Here is a 24,910-nt window from a genome sequence, read left to right on the forward strand (position 1 = left end):
GGCAAGAAACCGGTTAATCGCCGACATAGCCGGTGATCTTGCCGTGCAGTTCCGAGACCCTGTTCATGCGCCCTTCGATGGCGACGCCCAGTTCGTTGAAGATGCCGTTGATCAGCAGGTTGCCGAGGCTGGCCATATGTGCCGTCGATTCCCAGAACATGCCGAATTCGGTCGGCACGACGAACATTTCGTCGGCAAGGTCGCGGCCCCAGTCGCAGAAGGCGTCGGTGACCAGCGTGATCGGGATTTTCGCCTTCCTGGCTTCCTGCGCCAGAAGCAGGTTCAGACGCGAATAGCGGCGGGCCTCGAAGATTACCAGGCAGGTGGATTTGGGCGGGTTGAGCAGGATCTCGCTGAAATTGCCGCCGGCGATGTCGGCGAGCTGGACGCCGGGGCGCAGGTATTGCAGCTGGTTGGCGAAGTACTGGGCGATGCCGCGCTCGGTCTGGAAGCCGGCGACGAACAGCTGGGGCGTGTTGGCCAGGCGCTTGACGGCGCGGGCCCACTCCTTGGTGTTGGCGATCTCGTAGATCCTGAGCAGTGCTGCAATCTCCAGCTCCAGGCTGCGCGCCAGGGCATCACCGTTCTGGCTGCGGTCGCGGAATTCCTTGAGCCGGTCTCCGGCCAGCCAGGGCTGGGTGCCGATGTTGTCCCTGAGGTCCTCCTTGAGGTCCTTGAAGCGGGCATAACCCAGCGTCCGGCAGAATCGCCCGACCGTCGGTTCGCTGACGCCGACCTTGGCGGCCAGGGTTGCCGACGTCTCGAACGGCACCCCGTTCAGATTTGCCAGCATGTAGTTGGCCAGCGCCTTTTCGGCATTGGTGGCGGTGGTGAGGCTCTCGACCAGCCGCCGGCGAACCGATTCCGTCATTTTGCTCTCCGTGGCTGGGGTAGGATTTCCTGCAAGAATTCTATCACAGAATCGATTGACGTTTGTTTTTTTTCAAAATAGCTTGAACGCACCCTCGTTGAGGAGCGGGGAAGCAAAATGTTGCTGAGATGCTGGCTGGAGCCAGCGTCACACAGCAACCGGGAGTAAACGGCGCATAGCTGGGACAGGTCATCTGACCGCGTCAGCTCGCGAATTCTTGTCTGTTGTCTAACAAATGCTGCTTCCGCGGCACGGCGGGCTTTTGCCAATTTTTCAAGGGGAGGTTGAACATGAATCGACGTGGGTTTCTGGCTTCGGTATCGGTGGTCACGCTGGCCGCGGGCCTCGGCCTGGCTGGAGGATATCCAGCGCGGGCATCAGAACCGGAGGCCGTATTTGCTCTCGGCAGTGCCGAAATCGGCGCCCCTCATCACGATCCAATTCGCGCCACCTTGCTGAGCACCGTAGCCGTCCTGATCTACGACCGGCTGATCGAGCAAGATGTCGACCAGAGCTATCATCCCCATCTTGCAGACTCCTGGGAGAACAGCCCCGACGGCATGAACTGGACCTTCAAGTTGCGGCAAGGCGTTCGCTTTCATGATGGTGAACCGTTCAATGCCGCGACCATAGCGTGGTGGATCCCCAAGTTCAAAGGCAGCCCCAACGAGTATCTTGTCGACGCCGTCGATCGTGTCGAGGTTGTCGACGACTACACTGTTCGCTTCGTCATGAAACGGGCAGAGCCGAATCTGATCTACAATCTGGCATCGTCCTTCATGGGTATCCCGTCGCCGAAGGCCTATGAGGCGGCCGGCGACAATTTTGGCGTGACCGAGGCCGTCGGAACCGGGCCCTTCAAGTTCGAGAGCTTTGCCGTCGGCCAGGAGACCGTGCTGGTCGCCAATGAGGATTACAACTGGGGCAGCGAACTTTCGGACAACAAGGCAGCACCGCATATCAAGAGGCTGACCCTGCGCGAGATTCCCGACGCCTCGACGGCCTTCCTCGAACTGAAGACAGGCGGTGTCGGCTTGCTGCTTGGGGTGCCGGACCAGTTTTTGCCGCAACTTCAGGCGGAAGAGATGTTGGACTTCCGGAGCCTGCCTGGCTTCGGGATCACGTACCTCGCGTTCAACACTCGAGCCGAGCCCTTCGGCGATGCCGCCGTGCGCCAGGCAACCGCGCTAGCGGTCGACCAGGGCGCCATCCTCAAGAGCGTCTTCAATGGCGTCGGCCTCGAAGCGCACCAATTCCTGATCAGCACGCTGGTGGAATCGAAGATCGATCCCAAGCTGGAAATCCACCACGATCTGGCCAAGGCCAACGAGCTTCTCGACAAGGCGGGGTGGCAGCGTGGTGATGACGGCATTCGGGTCAAGGACGGCAAGCCGCTGAAGATCAAGCTGACGGCGCAGTCGGAGACAGCGATCAAACGTACTGCCGAGATCGTCCAGGCACAGCTCAAGGCAATCGGCATGGTTGTCGAGATCGACATCTTCGACAGTACGACGGTCGTCGATCAGCTCAAGAAGGGCCAGCATCAGCTCGCGGTGCGTCAGTATGGCTGGAACAACGCCGACATTCTCGACTGGTTCTTCAGCACCACCAACATTCCTTATCCGAACTCCTCCGGCTGGCAGGACGAGAAATCGCAGGAGCTTCGCAACGTCGCCATGCAGCAGTCGAAGACCCAGGACGAGCGGGTGGCCAATTTCAAGAAGTATCAGGAGAACCTGATCGGCAACTTCCTGTTCGTGCCGATCCACGAGCCGGTGCAGAACTACGCCTTCAACAAGACAATGCTCGAAGTGCCGGAAAAGCTGCGCGGCACCCAGCTGGTGCAGGCAACGACCGTCGACATCAAGGTCGTTGGTTAAGCGGGTCGACAGAACGTCATGATCGGCTTCACATTGAGGCGGCTCGTCTTGCTGCTGCCCGTCTTCTTCGTCGTCTCGCTGGTGGTGTTCTTCATCATCCACCTCGTGCCGGGCGACCCCATCGACAATCTCATGCGCGCCGGCTCGACGCCGGAGCAGCGACTGCTGATTGCGGCGAAGTATGGTCTCGACCGCAGCCTGGTCGAACAGTACTTCACCTGGATGGGGCGGCTGCTGAGCGGCGATCTTGGCACCTCGATCATCCAGGGGCGCCCGGTCAGCGCATTGATCGCCCGGAATCTGCCCTTCAGCCTCGAACTGGGCATCGCAGCACTGCTATTTTCGACGCTGACGGGCATTACCGCCGGCGTGATTGCGGCGAGCTACCAGGGCACCCGCGTCGACGACACGATCACCGGCTTCATCCTGCTTGGCTCCACGGTGCCAAGCTTCTGGCTCGGCCTGCTGCTGATCCTGGTCTTCGCGGTGTGGCTCGGCTGGGTGCCGGTGTCGGGCGCGCGTGGCTGGAGTTCGCTCATCCTGCCAGTGATCGCTGCCGGTCTCGGTGGCATAGCACTTGTGGCCCGCGTCACGCGGATCGCCATGATCGAGACCTCCAGGCAGGATTTCGTGACGCTGCTGCACGCCAAGGGCCTGCCGCCTCTTGTCATCCATCTGCGCCATGTGTTGCGCCACGCCATGGTTCCGGTCGTCACCATCCTCAGCCTGCGCATCGGCTGGGTGCTCGGTGGTGCCGTGACGATCGAATATGTCTTCGCCCGTCCCGGCCTGGGCTCACTGCTCATCCGTGCGCTCAACCAGCGCGACTATCCGCTGGTACAGGGCTGCCTTCTCATGCTGGCCATGGCCGTCATCATCGGCGCCCTGATCGGCGACATCGTCCAGGCGGCGATGGATCCACGCCAGCGCGAGGCACGTCCATGATCAAGCATCGCGCATTGGCACTGCTCAAGGCTGTCTCGACCTTCAAGGGCGGCATATCTGGGGCGTTTCTGCTGCTTCTGGTGATCGGCGCGCTGTTTGCGCCGTGGCTCTCGCCGTACCCGTATGACCAGCAGGACCTGGGCATCATGAACCAGGCGCCGTCGCTGACGCATCTGTTCGGCACCGACGAGTTCGGACGCGATGTGCTGTCGCGGATGATCACTGGCGCGCGCACATCGCTGTCGGTCAGCGTCACGGCGATTGGCATCTCCGTGGCTCTCGGCCTGGTCCTGGGCGCCACTTGCGGCTATTTCGGCGGCACGTTCGACCGTGTCGTCATGACGGTGATCGACCTGACATGGTCGTTTCCCGAGATCCTGATCGCATTGATGCTGGTCGCCATCATCGGGCCGGGGCTGGAAGGCGTGGTGATCGCCATTGCCATCGCTTACCTGGCGCAGTTCACCCGGCTGACGCGAACCCAGATCATGTCGCTGAAGAGCGAGACCTATGTCGAGGCGACGATCAGCCTTGGCGCCGGGCACGGCCATGTCCTGTTTTCGCACCTGCTGCCCAACGCCCTGGCACCGGTGCTGGTCGCGGCGATGCTGGCGACGGGTGACGCCATCATCCTCGAGGCGACGCTCGGCTTTTTCGGGCTGGGCGCGCAGCCACCGACGCCAAGCTGGGGGGCGATGATGAGCTCCGGCACGGCCCAGCTGTTCATCGCGCCATGGGTGATCCTGCTCCCCGGTCTCGCTGTGGCGCTGACGGTCGTCTTCATCAACCTGTTCGGCGACGCGGTGATCGCTGCGCTCGATGTCCGCGCCAAGTTCAGGGAGGCGTAAGATGCTGCTGGATTTGGAAATGCTGCGCATCAGGTTCGGCGCCTTCTCGCCGGTCGACCAGGTCACGCTAAGCGTCGATCGCGGCCAAATCCTCGGCATCGTCGGTGAATCCGGTTCAGGCAAGTCGTTGACCGCAACCGCGATCATGGGGCTTTTGCCGCGTATCGGCGGCCAGGTCTCCGGCGGCACCATCCGCTTTGACGGCACCGACCTCGTCGGGCTGCCGGAGCGGCACATGCGTCGGCTGCGCGGCGGGCGCATCGCACTGATCACGCAGAATCCGATGACCTCGCTCGATTCCATGATGCGGATCGGGCCGCAGATCGACCAGGCCGCACGCCTGCATCTCGGTCTTAGCCGAAGTGCCGCGCGGGCAAGAAGCCTGGAGCTGATGGCCGATCTGCGCATCCCCGATCCCGCCTCGGTCTACGACCTGTTCCCGCACCAGCTCTCAGGCGGCATGAAACAGCGCATCGTCATTGCCATGGCGCTTGCCGGTGACCCTGAACTGTTGATCGCCGACGAACCGACCACGGCTCTCGACGTCACGGTGCAGGCCCAGATCGTACAGATTCTCGTCGACCTCGTGCGGCAGCGCGGGCTCGGTCTGATCCTGATCACCCACGACATGGGCGTCGTTGCCCAGGCCTGCGACCGCGTGGCAGTGATGTATTGCGGTCGAGTGGTCGAACTCGCCGAGGTCGACGCGCTGTTCGCGCAGCCGCGTCATCCCTACACGCAGGCGCTGATCCGCTGCATTCCCCGCCACGACATGGTGCGCGGGACGATGAGTGCCATCCCCGGCGTGGTCCCGAGTGCCGCAGCGCAGCCGGCGGGCTGCAGGTTCAATCCGCGCTGCGCCCGCGTCGCGGACCGCTGCCGTATCGAAATCCCAGAGCTGCGCGTTGGCGCCAGCGGCAATGGCGTGGCCTGCCACGTGGCGGAGGCAGCATGAGCGACATTCTTACCGTCAATGGGCTCAGCCGCCGTTTCAGCGATGGCGGGCTGTTTCGCAAGCGGAAGGTGTTCCACGCCGTCAGCGATGTTTCCTTCGCCTTGAAGCGGGGCCAGATCCTCGGCGTCGTCGGCGAATCCGGATGCGGCAAGTCCACGCTGGCGCGGCTGGTGCTGCGCCTGATCAATCCGACCCATGGGAAGGTGCAGTTCGACGGCGTCGACATGGCGTCGTTGTCGCGCACAGACATGCGCCGCCTGCGCCAGCGCATGCAGCTGGTCTTCCAGGACCCCTATTCGGCGATTGATCCGCGCTATTCGATCAGGGACGCGTTGCTCGAACCTTACCGCGTGCAAGGCGTGAAGCCGAAATCCACAGATGAGACAGTCGCATCGCTGCTCGACATGGTCGGTCTGAACAGTGCGCTGGCGGCAAGCTATCCGCATCAGCTGTCGGGCGGCCAGAAGCAGCGTGTCGGCATCGCGCGGGCGCTTGCGCTCAATCCGTCCTTGGTGGTGCTCGACGAGCCGACTGCCTCGCTCGACGTCTCGGTGCAGGCGCAGATCGTTGCGCTCTTGGAGCGGCTGCGCCAGGAACTCGGGCTGACATATCTGTTCATCTCGCACGACCTCGGGCTGGTGCGCTATTTCTGCGACCAGATCCTGGTCATGTATCTCGGCCGCATCGTGGAGGTGTTGCCGAGTGATGCTGCGCCTGCGCATCCCTACACGCAGGCGCTGCTCGACAGCACTTTCGAGCCCGATCCGAAGCGCCGCCGCCTGGTGACGCGGCTCGCCGGCGAAATTCCGAGCGGCTACGACCTACCCGCCGGTTGCGCCTTCGCCAATCGCTGCCCGCGCGTTACAGATCTCTGCCGCCGTGTGCTGCCGACGCTGGCGTCGCAAGGCAGCGGGCATCAGGCGGCCTGCCATCATCCGCTCGCCACCGTGCCCGAGGTGGCAGTCGACCAGAGGTCGGTCGCATGAATTCATCCACAGACACTAGCGCACGTGCCTTGCAGCCTCGCCACGGCTTTGAAGACCAGGAAATCAGCATGACCTTCACTGAAAAACTCGACCGCTATCTACAGGCGGAAGTAGACAACAGCCAGGTTCCCGGCCTTGGCGTCGCTATTGTCCAGGATGGCGATGTCGTTCATCTCGCGGGTTATGGGCTTGCCAATCTCGAAAACCTGACACCGGTTACGCCGGATACGGTTTTCCATTCCGGTTCGACCGGCAAGATGTTCACCTCGGCGTCGGTGATGTTCCTGATGCAGGACGGCCTCATCAAGCTCGACGACCCGTTGAACCGCTACATCCCGGAGGGCCCTGAGAGCTGGGGCGGAATCACCATACGCAACCTGCTGTCGATGATGGCTGGCTTCGGCAATTTCGACATCGTCTTCGCGGGGACAGAAGGCGGGGAGGGCGGTGCCGTTCCGCTCAATCTGTGGCAGGATCACAGCGACGAGCAATTGATCGATCTGGCCCGCCGTTCGCCGTTCATGTACCAGCCCGGCGCGGGCTATCAATACAGCAATACCGGCTACATCCTGGCCGGGTTGGTCGTAGCCTGCGTCTCGGGCAAGCCTTATTACGAGCTGCTGCGCGAGCGGCTGTTCGAGCCGATCGGTATGGCCACGGCGCGCGAGGCCTCATGGTTCGACATCGTGCCGAACCGCGCCGCCGGCCACTGCATTCGCGACGGCAAGCTGGAGAACCGCTACTGGGCGGCGCCGACGCTGCAGCGCACCGGTGATGGCGGGCTCTATTTCTCGCCGCGCGACATCGCCCGTTGGCTGCTCGAACTGGACAATCCGACGGTGCTGCGTCCGGATACCATCGCGCTGATGTCCGAGCCGGTATTGATGAAGAACGGTCAGCCGTCGTTCAACAATTATGCCTTGGGCTGGCAGAATTCCGTGACCCGCGGCCATCGCAAGATCCGGCATGGCGGCACCTGGGATGGCTTCCGTGCCGAGATCGCCCGGTTTCCCACGCGCAAGCTGTCGGTCTGCGTGCTCGCCAATATGGACGAGGCCCAGGTCGCCCGGATTGGCCAGAAGATCGCCGGCATCGTTGATCCGGCGCTGGCGCCGTACGAGCCGATCGCCGATGGCAACACCGCTCAGACCGGACGCGACCATGAGCTGCTTCAGGCAATCGTCGATCGTCGCGCGCCGCGCGAGGGCTTTGCCGAAGAGGCCTGGCGCTTGTGGAGCAATGGCTGGTTCGAACAGATCGCTGCCAGCGGCGTTGCGGTGGCTGGCGTGCCGCTCGAGCTTACCCATCAAGAAGGAGACGGCGCCGCCAGGCGCTACCGACTGGAGATGGGCGGCTACCACCTGCATTGGACGATCAGCCGCGACGCTGAAGACCGGGTGAGCGAAATGCGCTTCCACATGGAATAACCGCACCTGATTTGGGGAGGCCGCTGCCCCGTAGGCGCGACCACCATTCCAAACTGGCCAAAACAACTTGCCCGATCAGGTGCGCGCTTCCCTCGACGAGGGACGCAACGGCAAGGCGCGCCTGATCGATCTGAAACGCCTAACGAACATCTGGAGACCGACAATGAGCTTTCGTGTTCTGACCGCTGAATTCTCGCATGAGACCAACACCTTCAGCGTCCGCAAGACCGATTATGACGCCTTCACCGTCGAAGGCGTGCTTTTTGGCAACGACGCCATTCGCGCCCGCGGCGAGGCCAACACCGAAATCGCCGGTTTCCTCGACGTCGGGCGCAAATATGGCTGGGCCATCGAGCATGTGCTGAGCACCGGGGCCGAGCCGGCGGGGCCGGTGACGCGCGATGCCTTCGACCGGATCGGCGGCGCCATCGTCAAGGCAGCGGCGGCACGTAAGGGCGAGCTCGACGGCATCCTGCTCGGCCTGCACGGCGCTATGGTCACTGACTTTTCGCCCGATGGCGAAGGCGAACTGCTGGAGCGACTGCGCGCCGTGGTCGGGCCGGACCTGCCGATTGCCGTGACGCTCGACCCGCATGCCAACGTCACGGCGAAGATGTGCGAACTCGCCGACATCCTGATCTCGTTCAAGACCTATCCGCATATCGACATGCGCGAGATCGCCCATCACGCCGGCGAGCTGCTGCAGAAGACGATGGCCGGTGAGATCCGCCCAAAAACGCTTCTGGCGCGACGGCCGATGCTGGAGGAGGCCAATGCCGGCCGCACCGACATCGGGCCGATGGTCGAATGGATCGCCAGGGCTCGCGCCTATGAAGAGACCCCAGGCGCGCTCGCGGTCAGCATCAACGGCGCCTTTCCCAACGCCGATATCCCCGAAGTCGGGCCGACGGTGCTCGTCACCTATGACGGCGATCAAACACGACACCAGAGCTTCGCCGAAAGCATCGCCGACGAGATCTGGGACAACCGCTTCAACGTGCTGAACACTTTCTACACGGTGATGCAGGCTGCCGAGATCGCGCACGACTATCGCGGCGACCGCCCGTTGATCATTGCCGACTATGCCGACAATCCCGGTGCCGGCGGTTATGGCGACGCAACGGCGTTGCTTGGTGCCATGCTCGAAGTGGGCATCAGCGATGCCTGTTTTGGTCCGATCGTCGATCCGGAGACGGCCAACCAGCTTCATCGCGCCAGCGTAGGCGATACCGTCCAGCTCAGGCTCGGCGGCAAGACCGATCCACGTTTCGGCGGCGATCCGCTCGAGGTGACGGGCAAGCTGCTGGTCATCAGCGACGGCAAGCTGATCGGCGACGGCGAGCAACTGGGCGGACTGGAGTTCTCGTTCGGTCCAACGGCCGTGGTGCAGATCGACGGCATCGCCGTGCTCGTCGTCACCGAGCCGTCGCAGATGCGCGATCTCCAGCAATTCCGCGCCTTTGGCATCGATCCGGCGCGGCATCGCGTGGTCGGGCTCAAGTCGATGCAGCATTTCCGTGCTGCCTTCGAACCCATCGCCGGCAAGGTCATCGTTTGCGACAGCGGCGCGCTGTGCACCATGGACTATTCCAGGATGCCCTATCGCAACGTCGCGCGGCCGATCTTCCCGCTTGACCGCGACATGACACTTTAAGCGCATGGCCATGACAATAAGAAAATCGATGGCGCAGCCACATATCCAGCAGGCCGACGTCGTCGTACTCGGTGCCGGGATCATCGGCGTTTCGGTCGCACTGCAACTGCAGCGGCGCGGCCGCTCCGTTGTCCTCGTCGACCGTCGTGGCGCCGGTGAGGAAACGAGCTACGGCAATGCCGGCCTGATCGAACGCTCCAGCGTCGTGCCTTATGGTGCGCCGCGCGAGCTTGCGAAGCTGCTGCGCTATGCGTTCAACCGGTCGGCGGACGTGCGTTTCGACTGGCTGCAGATGCCGCGCATCGCGCCGTGGCTGTGGCGGTTCTGGCGCGAGTCGGCGCCCAAGCCACTGGCGCGCGCCGCAGCCGACATGCAACCGCTGATCGAACGTTCGGTAAGTGAGCATGAGGCGCTGATGTCTGAGGCAGGCGTCTTGCCGCAGCTGCGTCGTGCCGGCTGGCTCGAGGCTTACCGAAGCGAAAAGACGTTCGAACACGCGCGGGGTGCCGCCACGGCCCTGCACCAATTCGGACTGAATTACGAAGTGCTCGACCGAAAGGCGCTGCAACAGCGCGAACCGCATCTCTCCGACGCGCTGGTCGGCGCCGTGCATTGGCTCGATCCAGCCACCGTCGCCGATCCGGGTGCGCTGGTAAAGGCCTATGCCACACATTTTGTCGATCGCGGCGGGCTGTTTCTGCAAGGCGATGCCCAGCAACTGCGGCAGGAGGAAACGGGCTGGAGCATCGCCACCGACAGCGGGCGCGTCGAGGCGCCGGAGGCTGTGGTCGCACTGGGTCCGTGGACGGACACGATCTCGCGTTCGCTCGGCTACAAGATCCCGTTGGCGATGAAGCGCGGCTACCATGTCCATTTCGAAACCGATGGAGACGTTCAGCTCATCCATCCCGTCGTCGATGTCGACGGCGGCTTCGTGCTGGCGTCGATGGCCAAGGGCATCAGGCTGACCACCGGCGTGGAATTCGCGTCGCGGGGCAGCCGGCCAAATCCGGTCCAGCTCGACAGGACGGAGCCGCTGGCGCGCCAGATCTTCCCGCTCAGGCAGCGTATCGAACCAAAACCCTGGATGGGGTCTCGGCCGTGCCTGCCCGACATGCGGCCGGTGATTGGCCGGGGTTACCGACACAAGGGGCTGTGGTTTGCCTTTGGCCACAACCATCATGGCCTGACGCTCGGCCCGATCACCGGACGCCTGCTGGCAGAAATGATGACGGGCGAGCCGGCATTCACCGATCCGACCCCTTACGCACTGGAGCGCTTTGGCTGACAATCAGCGCAAAATCGGTGTCTTGAGGCGAGGCCCGTTGAAACAAACAAATAATAAAGCCGGTCAGCCTGGCCTTTACCATTTGCTGCTATCCCAAGCCGAAATTCGGGAGGGCGGCCAGGAATGGTTGTGGCAAGTCGCATCGCTGAACGGTTCAACGGCCTGTCGGTGCTGGGGCAGTCCTGCGCGATCGTGGCAGCCGCGACTGTCGGTGCCGACCTTCTGACGCTGATCTTCTACGCCATCTTCTTTTCGGACCGGCTGCTGCTCGACCTCGTGCTGACAAGCCTGATCGTCGTCGCGGTGGCGTTTCCGCTATCGTATTTCTTCATGAGCCGCAGCGCCAAGCTTGTCGAGCTTGCGGCCGAGCTCGACCGGGCCAATCGTCTCGACGACCTGACTGCGCTGCTGAACAGAAAAACCTTCCTGCTTCAATCCCGACAGGTTCTCAGCGCCCACGACGGCGACGACGGCGCCGGAATGCTGCTCTTCATAGATGCGGATCATTTCAAGGCGATCAACGACCGCCACGGCCATGCCATGGGCGATGCGGTGTTGCAGGAAATCGGTGCTGCGCTCACATCGAGCATTGGCGAACAGGACATTGCCGGGCGGCTGGGTGGCGAGGAGTTCGTCGTCCTATTGCGCGGTGCCAACCCTGACAAGGCGACGCTGGTGTGCGAACGTCTGCGGCGGAAGGTGAAGGGAATTGCTGCCGTCGTCGGCATGAGCGGCCGCGAGGTCACAGTCAGCATCGGCGTGTCGAAACATCAGCCCCGCCAGAGCCTCGATGCGCTGCTGCTGGCTGCCGACCGGAACCTCTACCTCGCCAAGGCCAACGGCCGCGACCGCATCGTCAATACCGACGGCAAGCTGGCTGCTGCCTGAGCAGACCTTTCGGTCTGTTCTGCACCCGGACCTAGCCGCCGGCATGAGCCAGATGCTGGAAGCGGCGAACCATGCGCCATCCCGAAGCGACCAGCCTGTCGGCAGGCGGTGCCACCGGCAGCACCGGCTGGGTCAGAATGCGGCGCAATTCGGCTGGCCCGACCTCGCTGGTCATGACGATACGCGACAAGGTGTACGGATCCTCCGTCGTCGAGGTCATGGCATGCCTGACGCGGCACGCCGAGGTGAAGCCGGCGCCGCGAACCAGCGCGCGCGTGGTGCGGCTCGAGTAGCCATGCGGGTAAGCGAAGCTGTGCACCGGCCGCTTCAAGCCGTGTTCGAGGGCAAGCTTGCTGTCATGGATCTCGCGCGCCGCGTCGCTTGCCGACAAGATATCCAACTGCGGGTGGCTGACGGTATGGGCCCCGATTTCGATGCCTTCGCAGGCCAGCGCCCGCAGGTCGCCCCAGCCGAGCATCGGGCGGTCGCCTTCGCCTGAAGTGGCGAGCCACTGGCTGGTTTTGCCGACGAGGCCCGAGACGACGTAGAGGGTCGCGACAAAGCCGTGGCGTTCCAACACGGGCATGGCGCCGATGAGGAAGTCCTGCAGCCCGTCATCGAAGGTGATGCAAACCGTGCGTGGGGGCAGGGGCCGCTTTTCGCGGAAGATAGTTGCCAGCGCAGAGATCGTCACCGGGCGGAAGCCGCCTTCGGCCAGCACCTGCATGTGGCGTTCGAACTCGTCGGGCAGCATCATCCAGCGCCGGTAGGGCGCAGCACAGCTGGTGTCGATGCTGTGGTAAACAAGGATAGGCACGGATGGGCGCATGGCTGTCGATCCTCCCTTGAAGGCGACCTCGTGCCCGTTAGCCGATGGGGCGATGCCGGATGACGGGCTGCGTGCTGCGGCATAGCGGCTGCGCAGGTAGCCCGGAACGCCAGCGGCGATGCCCAGCCTCTCGCGCCAGATCAGGTTGCTGGGATAGTCGCCCGGCAGGCGCTGGCTCTTGGGCGATGTCGGCCCGGCCATGTGGGCGATGCCGGCCGGCATGGCGCGGGCAAGGCGCAAGGCTGCTGCCGGTTCGTCGATCACGACCTTGGTGAGATAGGCGCCTAGGCCCATGCCGTAACCGAAGGCCTGGCGGCGCATGCCGTCTTCGCCGCGGCGGTGATGGTGCCAGAGCAAGGCGCGCGGCTCGTAGACGAGTTGGAAGCCAGCCTGGACCACGGCATAGAACGAGGCGAGGTCGTCGCCGCCGCGTGCCAGCGTGCCAGCACCCAGCGCTGAATCAAAGCCGCCGATCTGGCGCAGCGCCTCAGTCCTGAACGCCATGTTGGCGCCCGAGCCGAACTGTCCGGCTGTGAAGGGAAAAAGCGACCCCGCCGGCCTGTTGCCGGCGAGATCGAAGACCTTGCGCGCAAAACCCTTGCCGAAGCCGCCATGACGTTCGGTCCAGAACTGCGCGCGCGTGTCGAGCTCTGCCGGCAGGATCAGGCCGGTGACGCAGCCGACCCTGCCGTCACGGTCGAAATTTGCGGCCATTGCCGCCACCCAGTTGGGGTCGACCACGACGTCGTCGTCGGTGAACAGCACCAGCTCGGACGACAGGTTGGCGAGCCCGGCATTGTGGGCGCGGCCGAGGCCCGGCACGTTTTCCCTGACATAACGGACCGCGCGCGCGCCGCCGTAGCGGCGGGCGATGAGGTCAGCGGTCTGCGACGAGGACGGCGCGTTGTCGACGACAACGATGTCGAATGGCTGGTAGGTCTGGAGCAGCAATGAATCGAGGCATCGCGCCAGACTTTCGGCGCGGTCGCGCGTGGCGATGACGACGCTGGCGAACGGACCGTCCTTTTTCGGCAAGGGCGCGTCGTGCTGGAACGTACTGTCCTGGACAGCCTGGTTTTCGGCGATACGGCGGCGAAGTTCGAATGTCGTCAGCACGTCTTCGTCGAAGTCGAACTCCATGATCGTCACCGGACGGCCCTGGCGGCGGACGAGGCAAAAGACGCCGCCGTAGCGCTGGCCGGTTGCCGCGTCGAGCATAGGCACGTCGTTCATCGGCCGGCAGACGTCGACGTCGAGGATCTTGATCGGGAGGAACTCGGCCGCGCTCATGCATGCCTCCGTGCGCGGCTCAGCCGGGCGCTTACATAGCCCATCGTCGTAAAGCCGAGCCCGAAGAAGATGCCGGCGGCGCGAGCCAGCCCCCACATGTCGAGTTTCAGCACGGCATCGCCAACGCCGCGCAGCACGCCCGCCGGCAGGACACGCATGACATAGCGTTGTTCGCTGGACAGCCCGTCCAGCGCGCCCACGGCGTTGACGACCTGCGTCTTGGAGCGGCCCTCCGCGAGGCAGCGCTTGCGGAAATAGCGCCAGCCAGCACGCTCGGCGGTAACCTGGTGATGCACGCTCATCGCCGGATCGTAGAGGATGAGCGATCCGGGAATGGCCTGCAGTGCACGGATGCAAAGCTCCGTCTCCTCGCAACCGGCAGCATCGGCCGCCGTGCGGCCGATGCCCTCGCGGAACCCCCCGGTCAGATCGAAGATGCTGCGGCGGAACGACATGTTGCAGCCGATGGGATTGCGTACCGGCTCGACCTTTTCGGGCTGACCGCGATAGCTGCAGCCGACAACCCACTGAAACTCCTCGGGAAACCAGCGCGGACGATCGACTTGCCACATCGGCTGCACGCGGCCGCCCAGGCCGATGACCGAGGGATTGCGATAGTGCGGCAGCATCTTCTCCAGCCAGTCGGAGGCGGCGACCGCGTCGTCGTCGAGGAAGGCCAGTATTTCGCTGCTTGCTCGCCTGACGCCGGTGTTGCGGGCACCCGACAGGCCTCGTGCGCCCTCGTTCACAATGACCGTGACGGCCGGATAAGTTGCGAAGAAATATGCCCACAGCGGCATGTTGTGGTCGATCACCAAGATGATCTCGGTCGCCTTGCTGCGCTGGGCGAGCACCGAGGCGATGGCGCGCTGCAGCTGCTCGCGACGGTTGTCGGCGTAGGCGCAGATGATGACTGATACCGAAGTCGCCGACGCCGTCATGATCGCTCGCTTAGACGCTGGGTTGGTGTTGTCCGGTTGCGCTGCGGGGCGGGACCGCCGGTCTTGCCGGACGGGAGACGCCGAGGCGGACGATCGTCTTCAGCACCCGCCAGCCATCGGGGATGGTGCGCAGATTGCTGACGCCATGGATCCGCGGGAACTCCTTGCTCGCCACCTCGAACACGTTGAGGTTCGCGCGCAGCGCCTGGACGTTCATTTCGGTCTCGATTTCGAAACCTGTCGCGTCCTCGATGTTGAGATAGGGCAGCACGTCCCGCCAGAAGGCGTTGTAGCCGTAGCAAAGGTCGGTGAACTTGCCTCCGAAGCGAATGCGCACCAGCGTCAGCAGGCCCCAGTTGCCGAGCCGGCGATACCATTCCATGTCGGTGGTGTTGCCGCCCTGCATGAAGCGCGAGCCCTTGACGAAATCGGCACCTGCCAGAAGCGCACCGACAAAAGCCGGAATCTCGCCGGGATCGGCTGAGCCGTCGGCGTCTAGGGTGACGATGATGTCGCCCTTGGCGGCGTTGAATCCGGTGCGCAATGCTGCGCCCTTGCCGCGCCTGTCCTGTTGCAGCACGACGATGTCGGGCAACAGCGACTTTGCGACCGCGATGGTGTCATCGGTCGAATTTCCGTCGACGAGGATGATTTCGTCCACCCATGCAGGGATATGGGGCAGGACATGTGGAAGGTTCTTGGCCTCGTTCTTAGCGGGAACCACGACTGATATGCGAGGTGTGCCGCCAACGGGCATTCCTGCCAGTTTGAAAATTTCCATAGCAGGCCGATGCGGGAATGCTGCCGCCGTCATTATGGTTACTCCAACCCAAAGGTGGCGGCACCCAATGACTACGCGAACCAAACACACCGGATGCAAAACAGCAGCCTGCCGAACACAACTTCGCAGGAAGTTTGTTTCCGAATAAAATCTGGACGCAAGTGTCTTGTTAGCCCCACTCGCCGATCAGAACTATACCATGCATTTACTTGTTGTAAACCATATGTAGCATCCGCATGTAGTTAGCTTACCATTAGTGCTGATTCATAGATGTGGATTTGTATGAACCTGTTGGATTTATGATTTCTACTAGATAAATAGATGTTTATCTAAATTTAACTATGCCAACGGCAACGGTCCGCGCTCGACGAGGGGCATACATCAATTCATGTCCAGCATATTAGGTCGCGCTTTAGTGTTAATTCTTTTGGCTCGAAACCTAGGCGAACCCTGGCTCGTGAAGCAGCGATGCTGATCAAAACCCGTGATGGTTGCAGCCTGAAACGCACAACACCGGCCGGTCGCAACATTGTGATCGGCCCAAAATGCGGTGTTTTCGGCGTCAATCCGCCATTTCAGGCAGTGCGGCGCAAGCGCAACATGCACGCAGATGTTTGTTAGCAAGTGTGCAGATAAGGCCTCTGTTCGAATGACGGCTGATGGCGTTCATGCTAGGTTGGCATGAAATCAGGAGGCGGGGGCCACCAGCACCATCAGCGGCGTTCGGCACAGCGCCTGTGATATGTTCCGTGCGCCCGATTGTTCGAGGATTTAATTTGCCTAGCCCACAGCGCCCCGTAACTCCTGCCGCTCCCGATGCTTTCGACGATTGGGTTGTCCTGACGAACAGGTGGGATGCGGCCTACAGGGACTATCTGGCGGCACGAGATGCGCGGACCGCTGCCGAAGCGGCGTCCGGAGCACCCGACCCTGGGTTGAAACGAAGCGAGGACGAGGCGCTGGTCACCTTGGTCGAGATCAAGGCAGAGATGGACAAGGTGGTGGCCGAGACGCGGCAACGGCGCCGACCGCTTGGCGGCTCCATCGTCGTCGGTACGATCGAGTATGGTGATGCCGAAACCCCGCACAGGTCGGACGACGATCCCGACAAGAAGTAGCTGCGACCCGCACTGCCACCAGGTGATCCGCTCCCGGGTCATTGTGATCATGTGCCCAGCCTCCACCGGCGCTGGCTTGGCACGGGCTATTTCCAGCCCACGCGGTTGCGGTGTATGAAAAACGGGTGAGAACGCGAGACGCCCAGCGAAGCGCAAGTTTCTTGCCGGCCATTGTGGCGACACTGGCTTGCGCGGCGGTGCTGTTGCTGTTCGCTGGTCCGGCTGTTGCCGCAGACTTTCCCGCAATCGAAATCGAGACGACGTCCAACGCCACTCTTGACGGCGTGTTGCGCGCCGCATTGAACGTTCCCGAGCTCGAGCGCGCTGCCGAGGGAGGTGCCGCGAAAGACTGGCAGGCTGCCGTCGAAGCCGAACGCCACCGGCTGGAAGCGCTGATGCGCGGCCAGGGCTATCTTGAGGCGCGGGTCGAAATGCCTGATGCTGGCCCCGGCGCAGGCGCTCCTGCCAAAGTGCAGCTCAAGCCTGTGATCGGGCCGCTTTTCCGGGTTGGCATGGTCGAGGTCGATGGTCTCGACAGCGTTGCCACCGATGCGGTTCGCGATGATGTTTCACGACAGATGATGGAGGCAGTCGGCAAGCCGGCGCGTGGCGATCTCCTGGCAACCCTTGAGGACGAGGTGCTGTGGCGGCTGCGCACTGCATCCCATCCGTTTGTCCGCGTCGCCGATCGCGTGTTGTTGCCGATGCCGGGGCAGGCGCTGGCGACTGTCCGCATCGTCGTCGAGCCAGGAGCGTCGGCACGGTTTGGCGCCGTCTCCTATAGCGGCCTTGTCGGCCTCAAGGAAGAAGAGCTGAACCGCCTGCAGCCTTTCAAGCAGGGTGATCCCTACGATCCCGAGGCGCTCGACAGTTTTCGCGTGGCATTGCTTGCGCATCCGTCGGTCAAGAATGTCAGGCTGCGGTTGCCTGATGCGGTGGACGCCAACGGCCAACTGCAGCTACGCGCCGAACTTGAGGAAGAACAGCTCCGCGCCGATGGCGCGGCCGGCTCCTATCGGACCGGCCTCGTCGCCGCTGTTTCTGCGATCGCAGCACTGGCGATCAGGCAGGTTTCGGTCGCCAGCCTGCGTCCGGGCCGTTCACGCTGGCCGCTCTGGCTCGAGGTGGTACCGGTGCTGCTGCTTGCCGCCGCATTCTACCTGATCGCGCAAAGAATGCTGCTTCTGGCGTTCCCCGGCTGAGGGCCGGACAGCAGATACCCTCTAAGTATCCTTGAACCCTATGGTCCATTTCGCTGCGTGCCGCACGCGGGCATCGACTGCAGTGATGGGCAGCTTCTCCAGGAAGTATTCGGCATGGGCGTGCGGGGTCGCGCCAAATCGCTGCTTGTAGTGCGCGAGCGAAGCCGAGGCGCCGGTTTCGCCGAAGTGGTAGTAGCGGCAGCCGCTGTGGCAGGCCTCTTCTATGGCGAGTTTCTGGATCAGGTCGTTGGCGCCCGAGCTTCCCAGCGCCTGGCGGTCGATCGCCCCGCGTGCGTCGTTGACATTGCCATATTGCAGCACGAAGGCGGCAGCCGCCGGCTTGCCGTCGACCCAGGCGACCCAGATGCGGCAGGCGTCGCCGAAATGCCTGGCGATGGAACTGAATTTCGCCATCGGATCGCGCCGCCTGCCACGTAAATGCGCGAGCATGCGTGGCTCGTGTTGCTTGTCGGCCCAGCGGTCGAAGGATGTGCGCAAAAGCTGATGGAACACCGGCACCAGCTTGCCGGTGGTGTCGCGTTCGACGACGATGCCGCTGCGTTCGGCCTTGCGCACCCGTGTCCGCGTCGTCTTCTTGAAGCGTGTCGCCCACACCGCGTCGAAGCCTCCGTCGAGGTCGAGAATGTGGGCAAGGCCGGGCACTGAGGTAACGTGGGGAGGTGCCGCGGCGGCCCACAAATGGGCGTGCCGCGGATTGGGTCTGACCGAGATCCTGAGATAGGGCAGGTCGGCCAGGTCTTCGAAAATCGCGCTGAGATGCTCGACCTTCGGCATGAGCGACGAGAGCACGCCGCCACGGCCCCAGGCATAGGGCATCGACTCGGCGACCGAAAATCTGGCTGGCAGATGCCTGTTGCGCACCATCGGCAGCACGTAGTGGTGCCCGTCGGCGAAGCGATAGGCTCGGCTCGCGTCCTGGTACTTGCCCAGCGCGCAAAGGCTGTCGAGCCAGGCTGGAGATTGGTAGGGCAGAGCTTCGGGATCGGCGAGCATGAGGCGATGCCAGAGGTCGCGCGGCGCCGGGCTTTGCACGTCGAACGCCGCCAGCGTGCGCGCCATGGCGTTCACGTCCCGTACGTTCCCGAAATCTGTCGGATCGGTATCCGTCCGAAGCCTCCCACTTTCCACCTAATGTCGCAGATTTTTTGAGATATCACTACCTTTGGAGTGGTGGAGTTGCTTTTCAATTTTGCGTTTGTTCAGAAATGGTTACCGCACTGCCGTAAAGATATTGTGCATCACAATTTTGTTATTGCTTCGTGATGGAAAATTATCTCCGAAAAGCCAGTCAAAGTCTAACTCATTTAAATAAAGCATTTCTGGCAGATAGCCGCTATTTCGACAACTAAGTCGATGCGTTGCAAATCCTAAGACATGACCTTGGATTAGAGCCGGAATGGGCCGTGTCATTTACCCAAGCAGGCAAAACAGCTTGACGCGGCATCGGGCAACCGTCCTAGTTAACAGATCGTAAGCGACAGATTTCCGGGCAAACCGGCAAATGCGCGCGAACCGCCACTTTGCGGAACCACGCAGGCAACGGCCGGCTACCTTCTGAAGCGACGAGCCAGAGTAATCAGGCCTATCGGGTTGGTGCATGGGTAAGGGGTTGTGGGGCGTGGCGCTGGCGGGCGTCTGGTGGTTCGGGCATACGGGCGCCTTGGCGCAAGGCGTCGAGCCGCCACTGATAAAAGGGCAATGGGAACGGATCTTCACCGAGGAGTTCGACCAGCCCAGGCTCGACCGCAGCAAGTGGACCCGCTGTTATTGGTGGGACAAGGACGGCTGTACCAATCTCGCCAACAAGGAACTGCAGTGGTACATGCCTGACAATGTCAGCGTCGCCGATGGCGTGCTACGGCTGACAGCCAGGCCGGAGACGGTGACCGGCCATGAAGGGCGAACCTTCGACTACACCTCGGGCATGGTGACGACGGGCCGCGATTACCTCGAGCGTGCCAAGCCAGACCGGTTCGCGACCAAATACGGCTATTTCGAAATCCGTGCCAAGATACCCAAGGGCAAGGGGCTTTGGCCGGCGATCTGGCTGTTGCCGTCGACACAGGAGCCGCGCCCGGAGATCGACATCCTCGAAGTCCTGGGCCACGCACCCGACACTTACGAAATGCACCTTCACTATCTCGACAAGAAGAAGGACTGGAAGAGCGAGGGCAAGAACGCCAAGACCGTCGACCTTTCCGCCGATTGGCATGCCTATGGTCTGGAATGGAGCAAAGATGCCGTCGTCTGGTATCTCGATGGCAAGGAGATGTGGCGCTACACCAAGCCCGCGGGTATCTCGCAGGAGCCGATGTATCTGCTCATCAATCTGGCCGTCGGTGGCAACTGGCCCGGTTCGCCTGATGCCAAGACCAAGTTTCCGGCCGATTTCCTGATCGACTATGTTCGTGTCTGGCGGCGTTCCGGACCATGACCGCGCACCCGCCCACCCTGCGGCACCGAGAGCCCGCGGCGGCACAGGCGGGGACAAGGCGCGGACGTGGCTGGAGGTCGTTCATCCCGTCGGCGCTGATGGGTTCGTCGTTGATGCGCAACGGCTATGCGCTGATCGCCAACAGCGGCCTGAGTGCAGTGCTGGGACTGGCGTTCTGGTTCCTCGCGGCACGCTACTGTTCGCAGGAGGCGATCGGTCTCGGCGGCGCGATCACCGCCACCATCGTCAACCTGTCCAATGCTGCCCAACTCAATTTCGGTAACCTGCTGGTCCGCTTCGTGCCGACGGTCGGCGGACGCGCTGCCCGGCTGATCCTGTTCGCCTACGCCACATCCTTCATCGCCTCGGTCATCGTCGCCGTCGTCTTCCTGCTGGTAGTCGGCGCCTTCATGCCCAAGCTCGACGTGCTGACCGAGAGTGCGGGCGTCATATTGTGGTTCGTGGCAACCGTCGCCGTCTGGTCGGTGTTTGCGCTGCAAGACAGCGCGCTTTCGGGCCTGCGCCAGTCGATCTGGGTGCCGGTCTCGAAGACCATCTACCAGATCGTCAAGATCGCCATGCTCATTCCGCTGGCGCTTGCCGGGCTCGGCTGGGAAGCCATCGCGCTGTCATGGACAGCACCTGTGCTGGTCTTCGTAATTGCCGTCAACCTGTTGATTTTCAAGCGTCTCGTGCCGAGCGCGCAGGCTGGAACCGGCCACGCCCATCTGATCGACCGCCGCGCCATGGCGCGCTTCTTTGGCTGGGACTACATCGGCTCGGTGTCGATGATGGTAGCCTGGACGGCGACGCCGCTGGTCGTGCTCAACTTCGTCGGCGCGGCTGAAAGCGCCAGCTTCTTCGTCGCCTGGACGATCTTCACCTCGCTCTATTATGTGGGCGGCTCGATGGGGCTGTCGCTGCTGGCCGAGGGCGCGAGCGACGCGGGCCGGCTGCGCTCGCTGGCGGCGGATGCGGCGGTCATGTCGGTGCTGCCGCTGCTCGGTCTCGTCGTGCTGATGCTGGTGTTTGCCCATCCGATCATGTCGGTGTTCGGTGCGGCCTATGCCACCGAAGGTGCATCGATCCTCCGGGTGTTCACCCTTGCCAGCGTCGTTTCCGCCGTGCTCTCCATCTACCTGTCGATCGCCCGCACCAAGGGCTGGATGCGTTCGGTGGCGGCCGCCGAATTTGCCACATTGGTCATCGCACTCGGTGCGGGTGCGATTCTGGTGCGCAGTGAAGGCCCGATCGGGATGGCGCATGCCTGGCTGCTGGCAATGCTGGTGGTCACCTTAGGCGTCGGTGCACTCGCCCTTGTCACCAACCGCCGTCATAGCATCCATGACTGGGGGCTTGCGGTTGCCGCCTCGCTGAAAACGCTCTCGGCCCAGTTCCTGCCCTTCGGCCGCAACAAGGGGCTCCTCGTTCCTGATGACGCAGAGCTTCGGCCGCTGCTTGCGAAGACGGGAAGCTCCGTCTCCTCAGGCTGGCATGCGCTGAGATCCGAGCACGGACCCGAGGGAACCGAGATCGTCTATCTCGGCGACCCGGCGCTGGATGATGCGACGTGGCACGAGCCGGTACGGTCGCAAGGCACATATGCCGTTCTCCGCAGCGCGCGCGATCCGATCGCCGCAGCCTATCTCGAACGCCTGATCGACAACCTGGATCTGCTACACGCGGATGCGCGTCTTCAGGAACTGTGGCCGATGCTGCCGACGAGGCTGAACCTGACTCGCATCGAGGGCGCCGTCGATTGCATCGAGACCGTGGTATCAGGGATAGACGGGCGCGTGCTTCTGCGTGGCGCTTCCGAGCGGCAAGCGGGCCTCGAAGTTGCCGCGAAGGCCATAGCCACCTTGCATGGCCAGACGGCGGTGATGCGCACCATCGACGACGTCTGGTTCCACGAATGGGTCGAGCGCCCGGCCGCAAAGCTCGCGCATCTCGGCGGATCGACGATGTCGGCTGGGGCACGGCGGCGGGCGATCGAGCGTTTCGTTGCCCAGCAGCGCCGCTACTGGCTTGGCCGGCAGGTGCGCCTCGGTTGGTGCCATGGCGACCTCTGGCCGCAAAACCTCAACTTCGCCACGGGGGAGGGTCATGCCGCCCGGCTGGCCTGCCTGCTGGAATGGGGCAATGCCCGATCCAACGCGCCGCGCGGCTTCGATGGCTGCGTGTTGGCGGTTGCCATGCGCATGATGACAAGCACCGAGCCGCTCGGCGCGGTCATTGCCGATCTGTTGTGGGCATCGCAATGGGGTGACGACGAACGGCAGTGGCTGGGAAACGGCTCGGACGGCGAGGACGATTGGAGTGACGATGGCACGGCTATCCGTGCCATGGTCGGCCTCGTCTGGCTTCATCAGGTCAGCGAGCGGGCGCGGCGCCCTGGGCAGGCCGGCGTCGGCCGGCTCTGGATTGCGTCCAACGTCGATCGCGTTCTCAGGATCGTCTCCACCGATGGAGGCGCGGTATGAATGTGATGACGCGGGAATCCAGTCTTTCGTTGTCGCCGGCGCTGAACTCGCCGCCTGTGGCCGATGTCGGCCGCGTCTCGACATTGTCGCTGGGCCTCGCGTCGATCTGTCTTTGCCTCGCCTTTGCCCTGTGGCTGGTTGTCCTGTTCATCACCGATCCCGCCGGTGTCGACGACTACGGCCTGATCTCGGTCCTGCCAGGCATGATCTGGGCGGCCTACGCCGCCGTCGGCCTCGGCTTCGCCTTCAGCCTCAAGCGGGGCGTCTGCGACACCCGCATGCCGTTGTTGATGATCGTCATGCTGGTTTTGTTGCTTCATGGCACGCCGGCCATCGTCTACCACGAGTTGCGTTACGCCTGGGCCTGGAAGCATGTCGGTGTCGTCGATTACGTCCAGCGACACGGCCAGATCGACCCCAAGGCGCCGTTCCTCGCCGCCTATGCCAATTGGCCTGGCCTGTTCGTCGTCAGTGCTGCAATTGCCAACCTGTTCGACATCAAGCCGATCCAGCTTGCCGATATCACACGCTTTTCGCCGCCGGTGCTCAACCTGCTCTATGTGCTGGTGCTGCCGCAGATTTATCGCCGCTTCACCGCCGACCCTCGGCTGGTCTGGGGCGGGGTCTGGCTGTTCGTCATCGGCAACTGGATCGGCCAGGATTATTTCTCACCGCAGGGCGTCGCCTTCCTGTTCTATCTCATGCTGATCGCGCTTTGCGTCGGTCCGCTGCGTATCTCGCCAGCCTGGGCAGACCCCAAAGGGCGTGGCCTGTCCAGGCTTTGTGACCGCTACTTCGCTTTCGTCTCCCACGGCCAGCCACCGGTCACGCTGGCGGTCCAGCCATATCTGCGTGTCGCTGCCTCGCTGGCGGCAATGGCGCTGATCGTGATGATTACCGCAACCCATCCGCTGACGCCGATCGTCGTGTTGATGGCGCTTGGCGGCCTTTGGGTCATCGGTCAGTTGAGCCTCGGCTACCTTGTCTTTGCCGGCCTCGTCGAAGTCGCGTGGCTCCTGTTCTACGCCGACGGTTACATGGCCTCGGTCCTGCCCGAACTGGTCCAGCGCTTCGGCGACACCTCGAACGAAATCAGTGAGCGTCTGGTGGATACCTCGATCGTCAGCGAAGGACAGGTGTTGGTGTCCTGGGCGTCGCGGGCGCTGACCGGTGCTGTTGCGCTGGCAGCCGTTTTGGGCGGCCTGCGGCGGCTCGTGGCGGGATTTCGCGATGGCCCGGCCATTGTGCTGACGCTGGCCCCCGCATTCATGGTTGTCGCGACCTCCTATGGGGGCGAGATCGTGTTCCGGGTGTATCTCTTCGCGCTGCCGTTCCTCGCATTCTTCGCCGCGGCACTGTTTTTCCCGTGGTCCGGCACCCAGCGCGACGCCATCGCGCGCTTTGCGATCGGCGCGTTTAGCGCGGTGCTTTCGGTCGCCTTCGTTCTCGCCAACAACGGCAAGGATCGCCAGTACACCTTCTCGCAAGCCGAAGTGCAGGCCTCCGAATGGCTCTACCGCAACGCGCCGGCCGGTTCGGTGCTTGTCGAAGGCGCTCCCAACTATCCCGAGCAGTTCATGAACTACGAGAACTTCACCTACGTGCCGATCTCCAACGAGAGCAAGCAGTCCATTTCGGCGGTTCTCGCCGATCCGGCAGCCGAGCTCGGGGACTGGCTGCGAGCGGTGCCGGCAGGTTCTGCCTTCATTATCATCACGCGCAGCCAAAAGGCCTATATCGACGATCTCGGGGTCATGCCGAAAGGCTCGCTCGACGCGATCGAGAAGGCCCTGCGCAGTTCGGCGCGGTTCCGGCTGGTGCGTGCCACGGCCGATGCCAGCGTCTTCGCGCCAAACGACCAGGGGATCGGGATGGGGGAATGGATCAAGTAGTCGCGCCGAAGCATAGGGATGAAGAAGCGGACGGACTTACCGGAGAATACGGCTTCGTGAACGGCTCCGTTCAAGAATGCTCTTGCCGGAAAAATGCAATGACTGTTTCATATTAGCTGCGGCGCATCCTGGATGCGCCCCGCTGTTGGGAGCTTGGGCCCATGCGTATCGGCTGGT

The 24,910-nt window shown here is 63.0% G+C and carries 20 protein-coding genes; 15 read left to right on the plus strand and 5 right to left on the minus strand.

What is annotated here, in order from left to right:
- Positions 1–13: 13 nt before the first annotated feature.
- Positions 14–871 (minus strand): MurR/RpiR family transcriptional regulator, encoded by an 858-nt coding sequence (locus DY201_RS11535; protein WP_115731317.1) that lies wholly within the window; start codon positions 869–871, stop codon positions 14–16.
- 290 nt (positions 872–1,161) lie between these two features.
- Here DY201_RS11535 and DY201_RS11540 point away from each other — a divergent pair, with 290 nt between their 5' ends.
- The 9 genes from DY201_RS11540 (at position 1,162) to DY201_RS11580 (ending at position 11,742) form a co-directional block, all read left to right on the plus strand.
- Positions 1,162–2,751 carry an ABC transporter substrate-binding protein gene (locus tag DY201_RS11540; protein ID WP_115731318.1) on the plus strand — a complete coding sequence of 530 codons (1,590 nt, stop codon included), beginning with the start codon at positions 1,162–1,164 and terminating at the stop codon, positions 2,749–2,751.
- Between the two features lie 18 nt (positions 2,752–2,769).
- Positions 2,770–3,696: an ABC transporter permease gene (locus DY201_RS11545; protein ID WP_115731319.1), complete on the plus strand. Its 927-nt coding sequence runs from the start codon at positions 2,770–2,772 to the stop codon at positions 3,694–3,696.
- Positions 3,693–4,544, plus strand: coding sequence for an ABC transporter permease (locus DY201_RS11550; RefSeq protein ID WP_115731320.1), 852 nt, complete (start codon positions 3,693–3,695; stop codon positions 4,542–4,544). Before DY201_RS11545 ends, DY201_RS11550 begins: the two co-directional genes overlap by 4 nt.
- A gap of 1 nt (position 4,545) precedes the next feature.
- Positions 4,546–5,499 carry an ABC transporter ATP-binding protein gene (locus DY201_RS11555; RefSeq protein WP_115731321.1) on the plus strand — a complete coding sequence of 318 codons (954 nt, stop codon included), beginning with the start codon at positions 4,546–4,548 and terminating at the stop codon, positions 5,497–5,499.
- Complete coding sequence (locus DY201_RS11560) at positions 5,496–6,485, plus strand: ABC transporter ATP-binding protein (RefSeq protein WP_115731322.1); 990 nt, start codon at positions 5,496–5,498, stop codon at positions 6,483–6,485. Before DY201_RS11555 ends, DY201_RS11560 begins: the two co-directional genes overlap by 4 nt.
- A 68-nt stretch (positions 6,486–6,553) precedes the next feature.
- Positions 6,554–7,912 carry a serine hydrolase domain-containing protein gene (locus tag DY201_RS11565; RefSeq protein WP_115733737.1) on the plus strand — a complete coding sequence of 453 codons (1,359 nt, stop codon included), beginning with the start codon at positions 6,554–6,556 and terminating at the stop codon, positions 7,910–7,912.
- A gap of 163 nt (positions 7,913–8,075) precedes the next feature.
- The gene (locus tag DY201_RS11570) at positions 8,076–9,566 is read left to right on the plus strand and encodes a M81 family metallopeptidase (RefSeq protein WP_115733738.1); all 1,491 of its coding nucleotides are present in this window, start codon (positions 8,076–8,078) and stop codon (positions 9,564–9,566) included.
- A 28-nt stretch (positions 9,567–9,594) separates the two neighbouring features.
- Entirely contained in the window at positions 9,595–10,854 is a 1,260-nt protein-coding gene (locus DY201_RS11575) for an NAD(P)/FAD-dependent oxidoreductase (RefSeq protein ID WP_115731323.1), read from the plus strand.
- Between the two features lie 123 nt (positions 10,855–10,977).
- Entirely contained in the window at positions 10,978–11,742 is a 765-nt protein-coding gene (locus tag DY201_RS11580) for a GGDEF domain-containing protein (protein WP_115731324.1), read from the plus strand.
- Between the two features lie 31 nt (positions 11,743–11,773).
- Here DY201_RS11580 and DY201_RS11585 read toward each other — a convergent pair whose 3' ends face one another.
- The 3 genes from DY201_RS11585 to DY201_RS11595 are packed head-to-tail and all read right to left on the minus strand — an operon-like array spanning position 11,774 to position 15,526.
- Positions 11,774–13,861, minus strand: coding sequence for a glycosyltransferase (locus tag DY201_RS11585; protein WP_115731325.1), 2,088 nt, complete (start codon positions 13,859–13,861; stop codon positions 11,774–11,776).
- Complete coding sequence (locus tag DY201_RS11590; RefSeq protein ID WP_115731326.1) at positions 13,858–14,802, minus strand: glycosyltransferase family 2 protein; 945 nt, start codon at positions 14,800–14,802, stop codon at positions 13,858–13,860. Before DY201_RS11590 ends, DY201_RS11585 begins: the two co-directional genes overlap by 4 nt.
- A gap of 10 nt (positions 14,803–14,812) precedes the next feature.
- On the minus strand, positions 14,813–15,526 hold the full coding sequence (locus DY201_RS11595) for a glycosyltransferase family 2 protein (RefSeq protein WP_245431972.1): 714 nt from the start codon (positions 15,524–15,526) through the stop codon (positions 14,813–14,815).
- A 525-nt stretch (positions 15,527–16,051) separates the two neighbouring features.
- Here DY201_RS11595 and DY201_RS29020 point away from each other — a divergent pair.
- From DY201_RS29020 to DY201_RS11605, 3 genes are all read left to right on the plus strand, one after another.
- Complete coding sequence (locus DY201_RS29020) at positions 16,052–16,204, plus strand: hypothetical protein (RefSeq protein ID WP_165916139.1); 153 nt, start codon at positions 16,052–16,054, stop codon at positions 16,202–16,204.
- Between the two features lie 314 nt (positions 16,205–16,518).
- Entirely contained in the window at positions 16,519–16,701 is a 183-nt protein-coding gene (locus tag DY201_RS11600) for a hypothetical protein (protein WP_115731328.1), read from the plus strand.
- 161 nt (positions 16,702–16,862) lie between these two features.
- Complete coding sequence (locus DY201_RS11605; RefSeq protein WP_131922524.1) at positions 16,863–17,903, plus strand: BamA/TamA family outer membrane protein; 1,041 nt, start codon at positions 16,863–16,865, stop codon at positions 17,901–17,903.
- 21 nt (positions 17,904–17,924) lie between these two features.
- Here DY201_RS11605 and DY201_RS11610 read toward each other — a convergent pair whose 3' ends face one another.
- Positions 17,925–18,983: a GNAT family N-acetyltransferase gene (locus DY201_RS11610; RefSeq protein WP_115731330.1), complete on the minus strand. Its 1,059-nt coding sequence runs from the start codon at positions 18,981–18,983 to the stop codon at positions 17,925–17,927.
- A gap of 538 nt (positions 18,984–19,521) precedes the next feature.
- Here DY201_RS11610 and DY201_RS11615 point away from each other — a divergent pair.
- The 3 genes from DY201_RS11615 to DY201_RS11625 are packed head-to-tail and all read left to right on the plus strand — an operon-like array spanning position 19,522 to position 24,733.
- Complete coding sequence (locus DY201_RS11615; protein ID WP_115731331.1) at positions 19,522–20,358, plus strand: glycoside hydrolase family 16 protein; 837 nt, start codon at positions 19,522–19,524, stop codon at positions 20,356–20,358.
- Complete coding sequence (locus DY201_RS11620) at positions 20,355–22,841, plus strand: phosphotransferase (protein WP_115731332.1); 2,487 nt, start codon at positions 20,355–20,357, stop codon at positions 22,839–22,841. Before DY201_RS11615 ends, DY201_RS11620 begins: the two co-directional genes overlap by 4 nt.
- Positions 22,838–24,733, plus strand: a complete 1,896-nt coding sequence (locus DY201_RS11625) for a hypothetical protein (protein ID WP_115731333.1) — start codon at positions 22,838–22,840, stop codon at positions 24,731–24,733. Before DY201_RS11620 ends, DY201_RS11625 begins: the two co-directional genes overlap by 4 nt.
- Positions 24,734–24,910 lie beyond the last annotated feature (177 nt).

This window comes from Aminobacter aminovorans (assembly GCF_900445235.1).
Taxonomy (GTDB): domain Bacteria; phylum Pseudomonadota; class Alphaproteobacteria; order Rhizobiales; family Rhizobiaceae; genus Aminobacter; species Aminobacter aminovorans.

Coding starts and splice junctions, on each gene's coding strand:
- DY201_RS11535 (WP_115731317.1), bottom strand. CDS start 871: ATGACGGAATCGGTTCGCCGGCGGCTGGTCGAGAGCCTCACCACCGCC.
- DY201_RS11560 (WP_115731322.1), top strand. CDS start 5,496: ATGAGCGACATTCTTACCGTCAATGGGCTCAGCCGCCGTTTCAGCGAT.
- DY201_RS11545 (WP_115731319.1), top strand. CDS start 2,770: ATGATCGGCTTCACATTGAGGCGGCTCGTCTTGCTGCTGCCCGTCTTC.
- DY201_RS11570 (WP_115733738.1), top strand. CDS start 8,076: ATGAGCTTTCGTGTTCTGACCGCTGAATTCTCGCATGAGACCAACACC.
- DY201_RS11625 (WP_115731333.1), top strand. CDS start 22,838: ATGAATGTGATGACGCGGGAATCCAGTCTTTCGTTGTCGCCGGCGCTG.
- DY201_RS11550 (WP_115731320.1), top strand. CDS start 3,693: ATGATCAAGCATCGCGCATTGGCACTGCTCAAGGCTGTCTCGACCTTC.
- DY201_RS11620 (WP_115731332.1), top strand. CDS start 20,355: ATGACCGCGCACCCGCCCACCCTGCGGCACCGAGAGCCCGCGGCGGCA.
- DY201_RS11555 (WP_115731321.1), top strand. CDS start 4,546: ATGCTGCTGGATTTGGAAATGCTGCGCATCAGGTTCGGCGCCTTCTCG.
- DY201_RS11590 (WP_115731326.1), bottom strand. CDS start 14,802: ATGACGGCGTCGGCGACTTCGGTATCAGTCATCATCTGCGCCTACGCC.
- DY201_RS11615 (WP_115731331.1), top strand. CDS start 19,522: ATGGGTAAGGGGTTGTGGGGCGTGGCGCTGGCGGGCGTCTGGTGGTTC.
- DY201_RS11540 (WP_115731318.1), top strand. CDS start 1,162: ATGAATCGACGTGGGTTTCTGGCTTCGGTATCGGTGGTCACGCTGGCC.
- DY201_RS11565 (WP_115733737.1), top strand. CDS start 6,554: ATGACCTTCACTGAAAAACTCGACCGCTATCTACAGGCGGAAGTAGAC.
- DY201_RS11585 (WP_115731325.1), bottom strand. CDS start 13,861: ATGAGCGCGGCCGAGTTCCTCCCGATCAAGATCCTCGACGTCGACGTC.
- DY201_RS11580 (WP_115731324.1), top strand. CDS start 10,978: ATGGTTGTGGCAAGTCGCATCGCTGAACGGTTCAACGGCCTGTCGGTG.
- DY201_RS29020 (WP_165916139.1), top strand. CDS start 16,052: ATGCTGATCAAAACCCGTGATGGTTGCAGCCTGAAACGCACAACACCG.
- DY201_RS11610 (WP_115731330.1), bottom strand. CDS start 18,983: ATGGCGCGCACGCTGGCGGCGTTCGACGTGCAAAGCCCGGCGCCGCGC.
- DY201_RS11575 (WP_115731323.1), top strand. CDS start 9,595: ATGGCGCAGCCACATATCCAGCAGGCCGACGTCGTCGTACTCGGTGCC.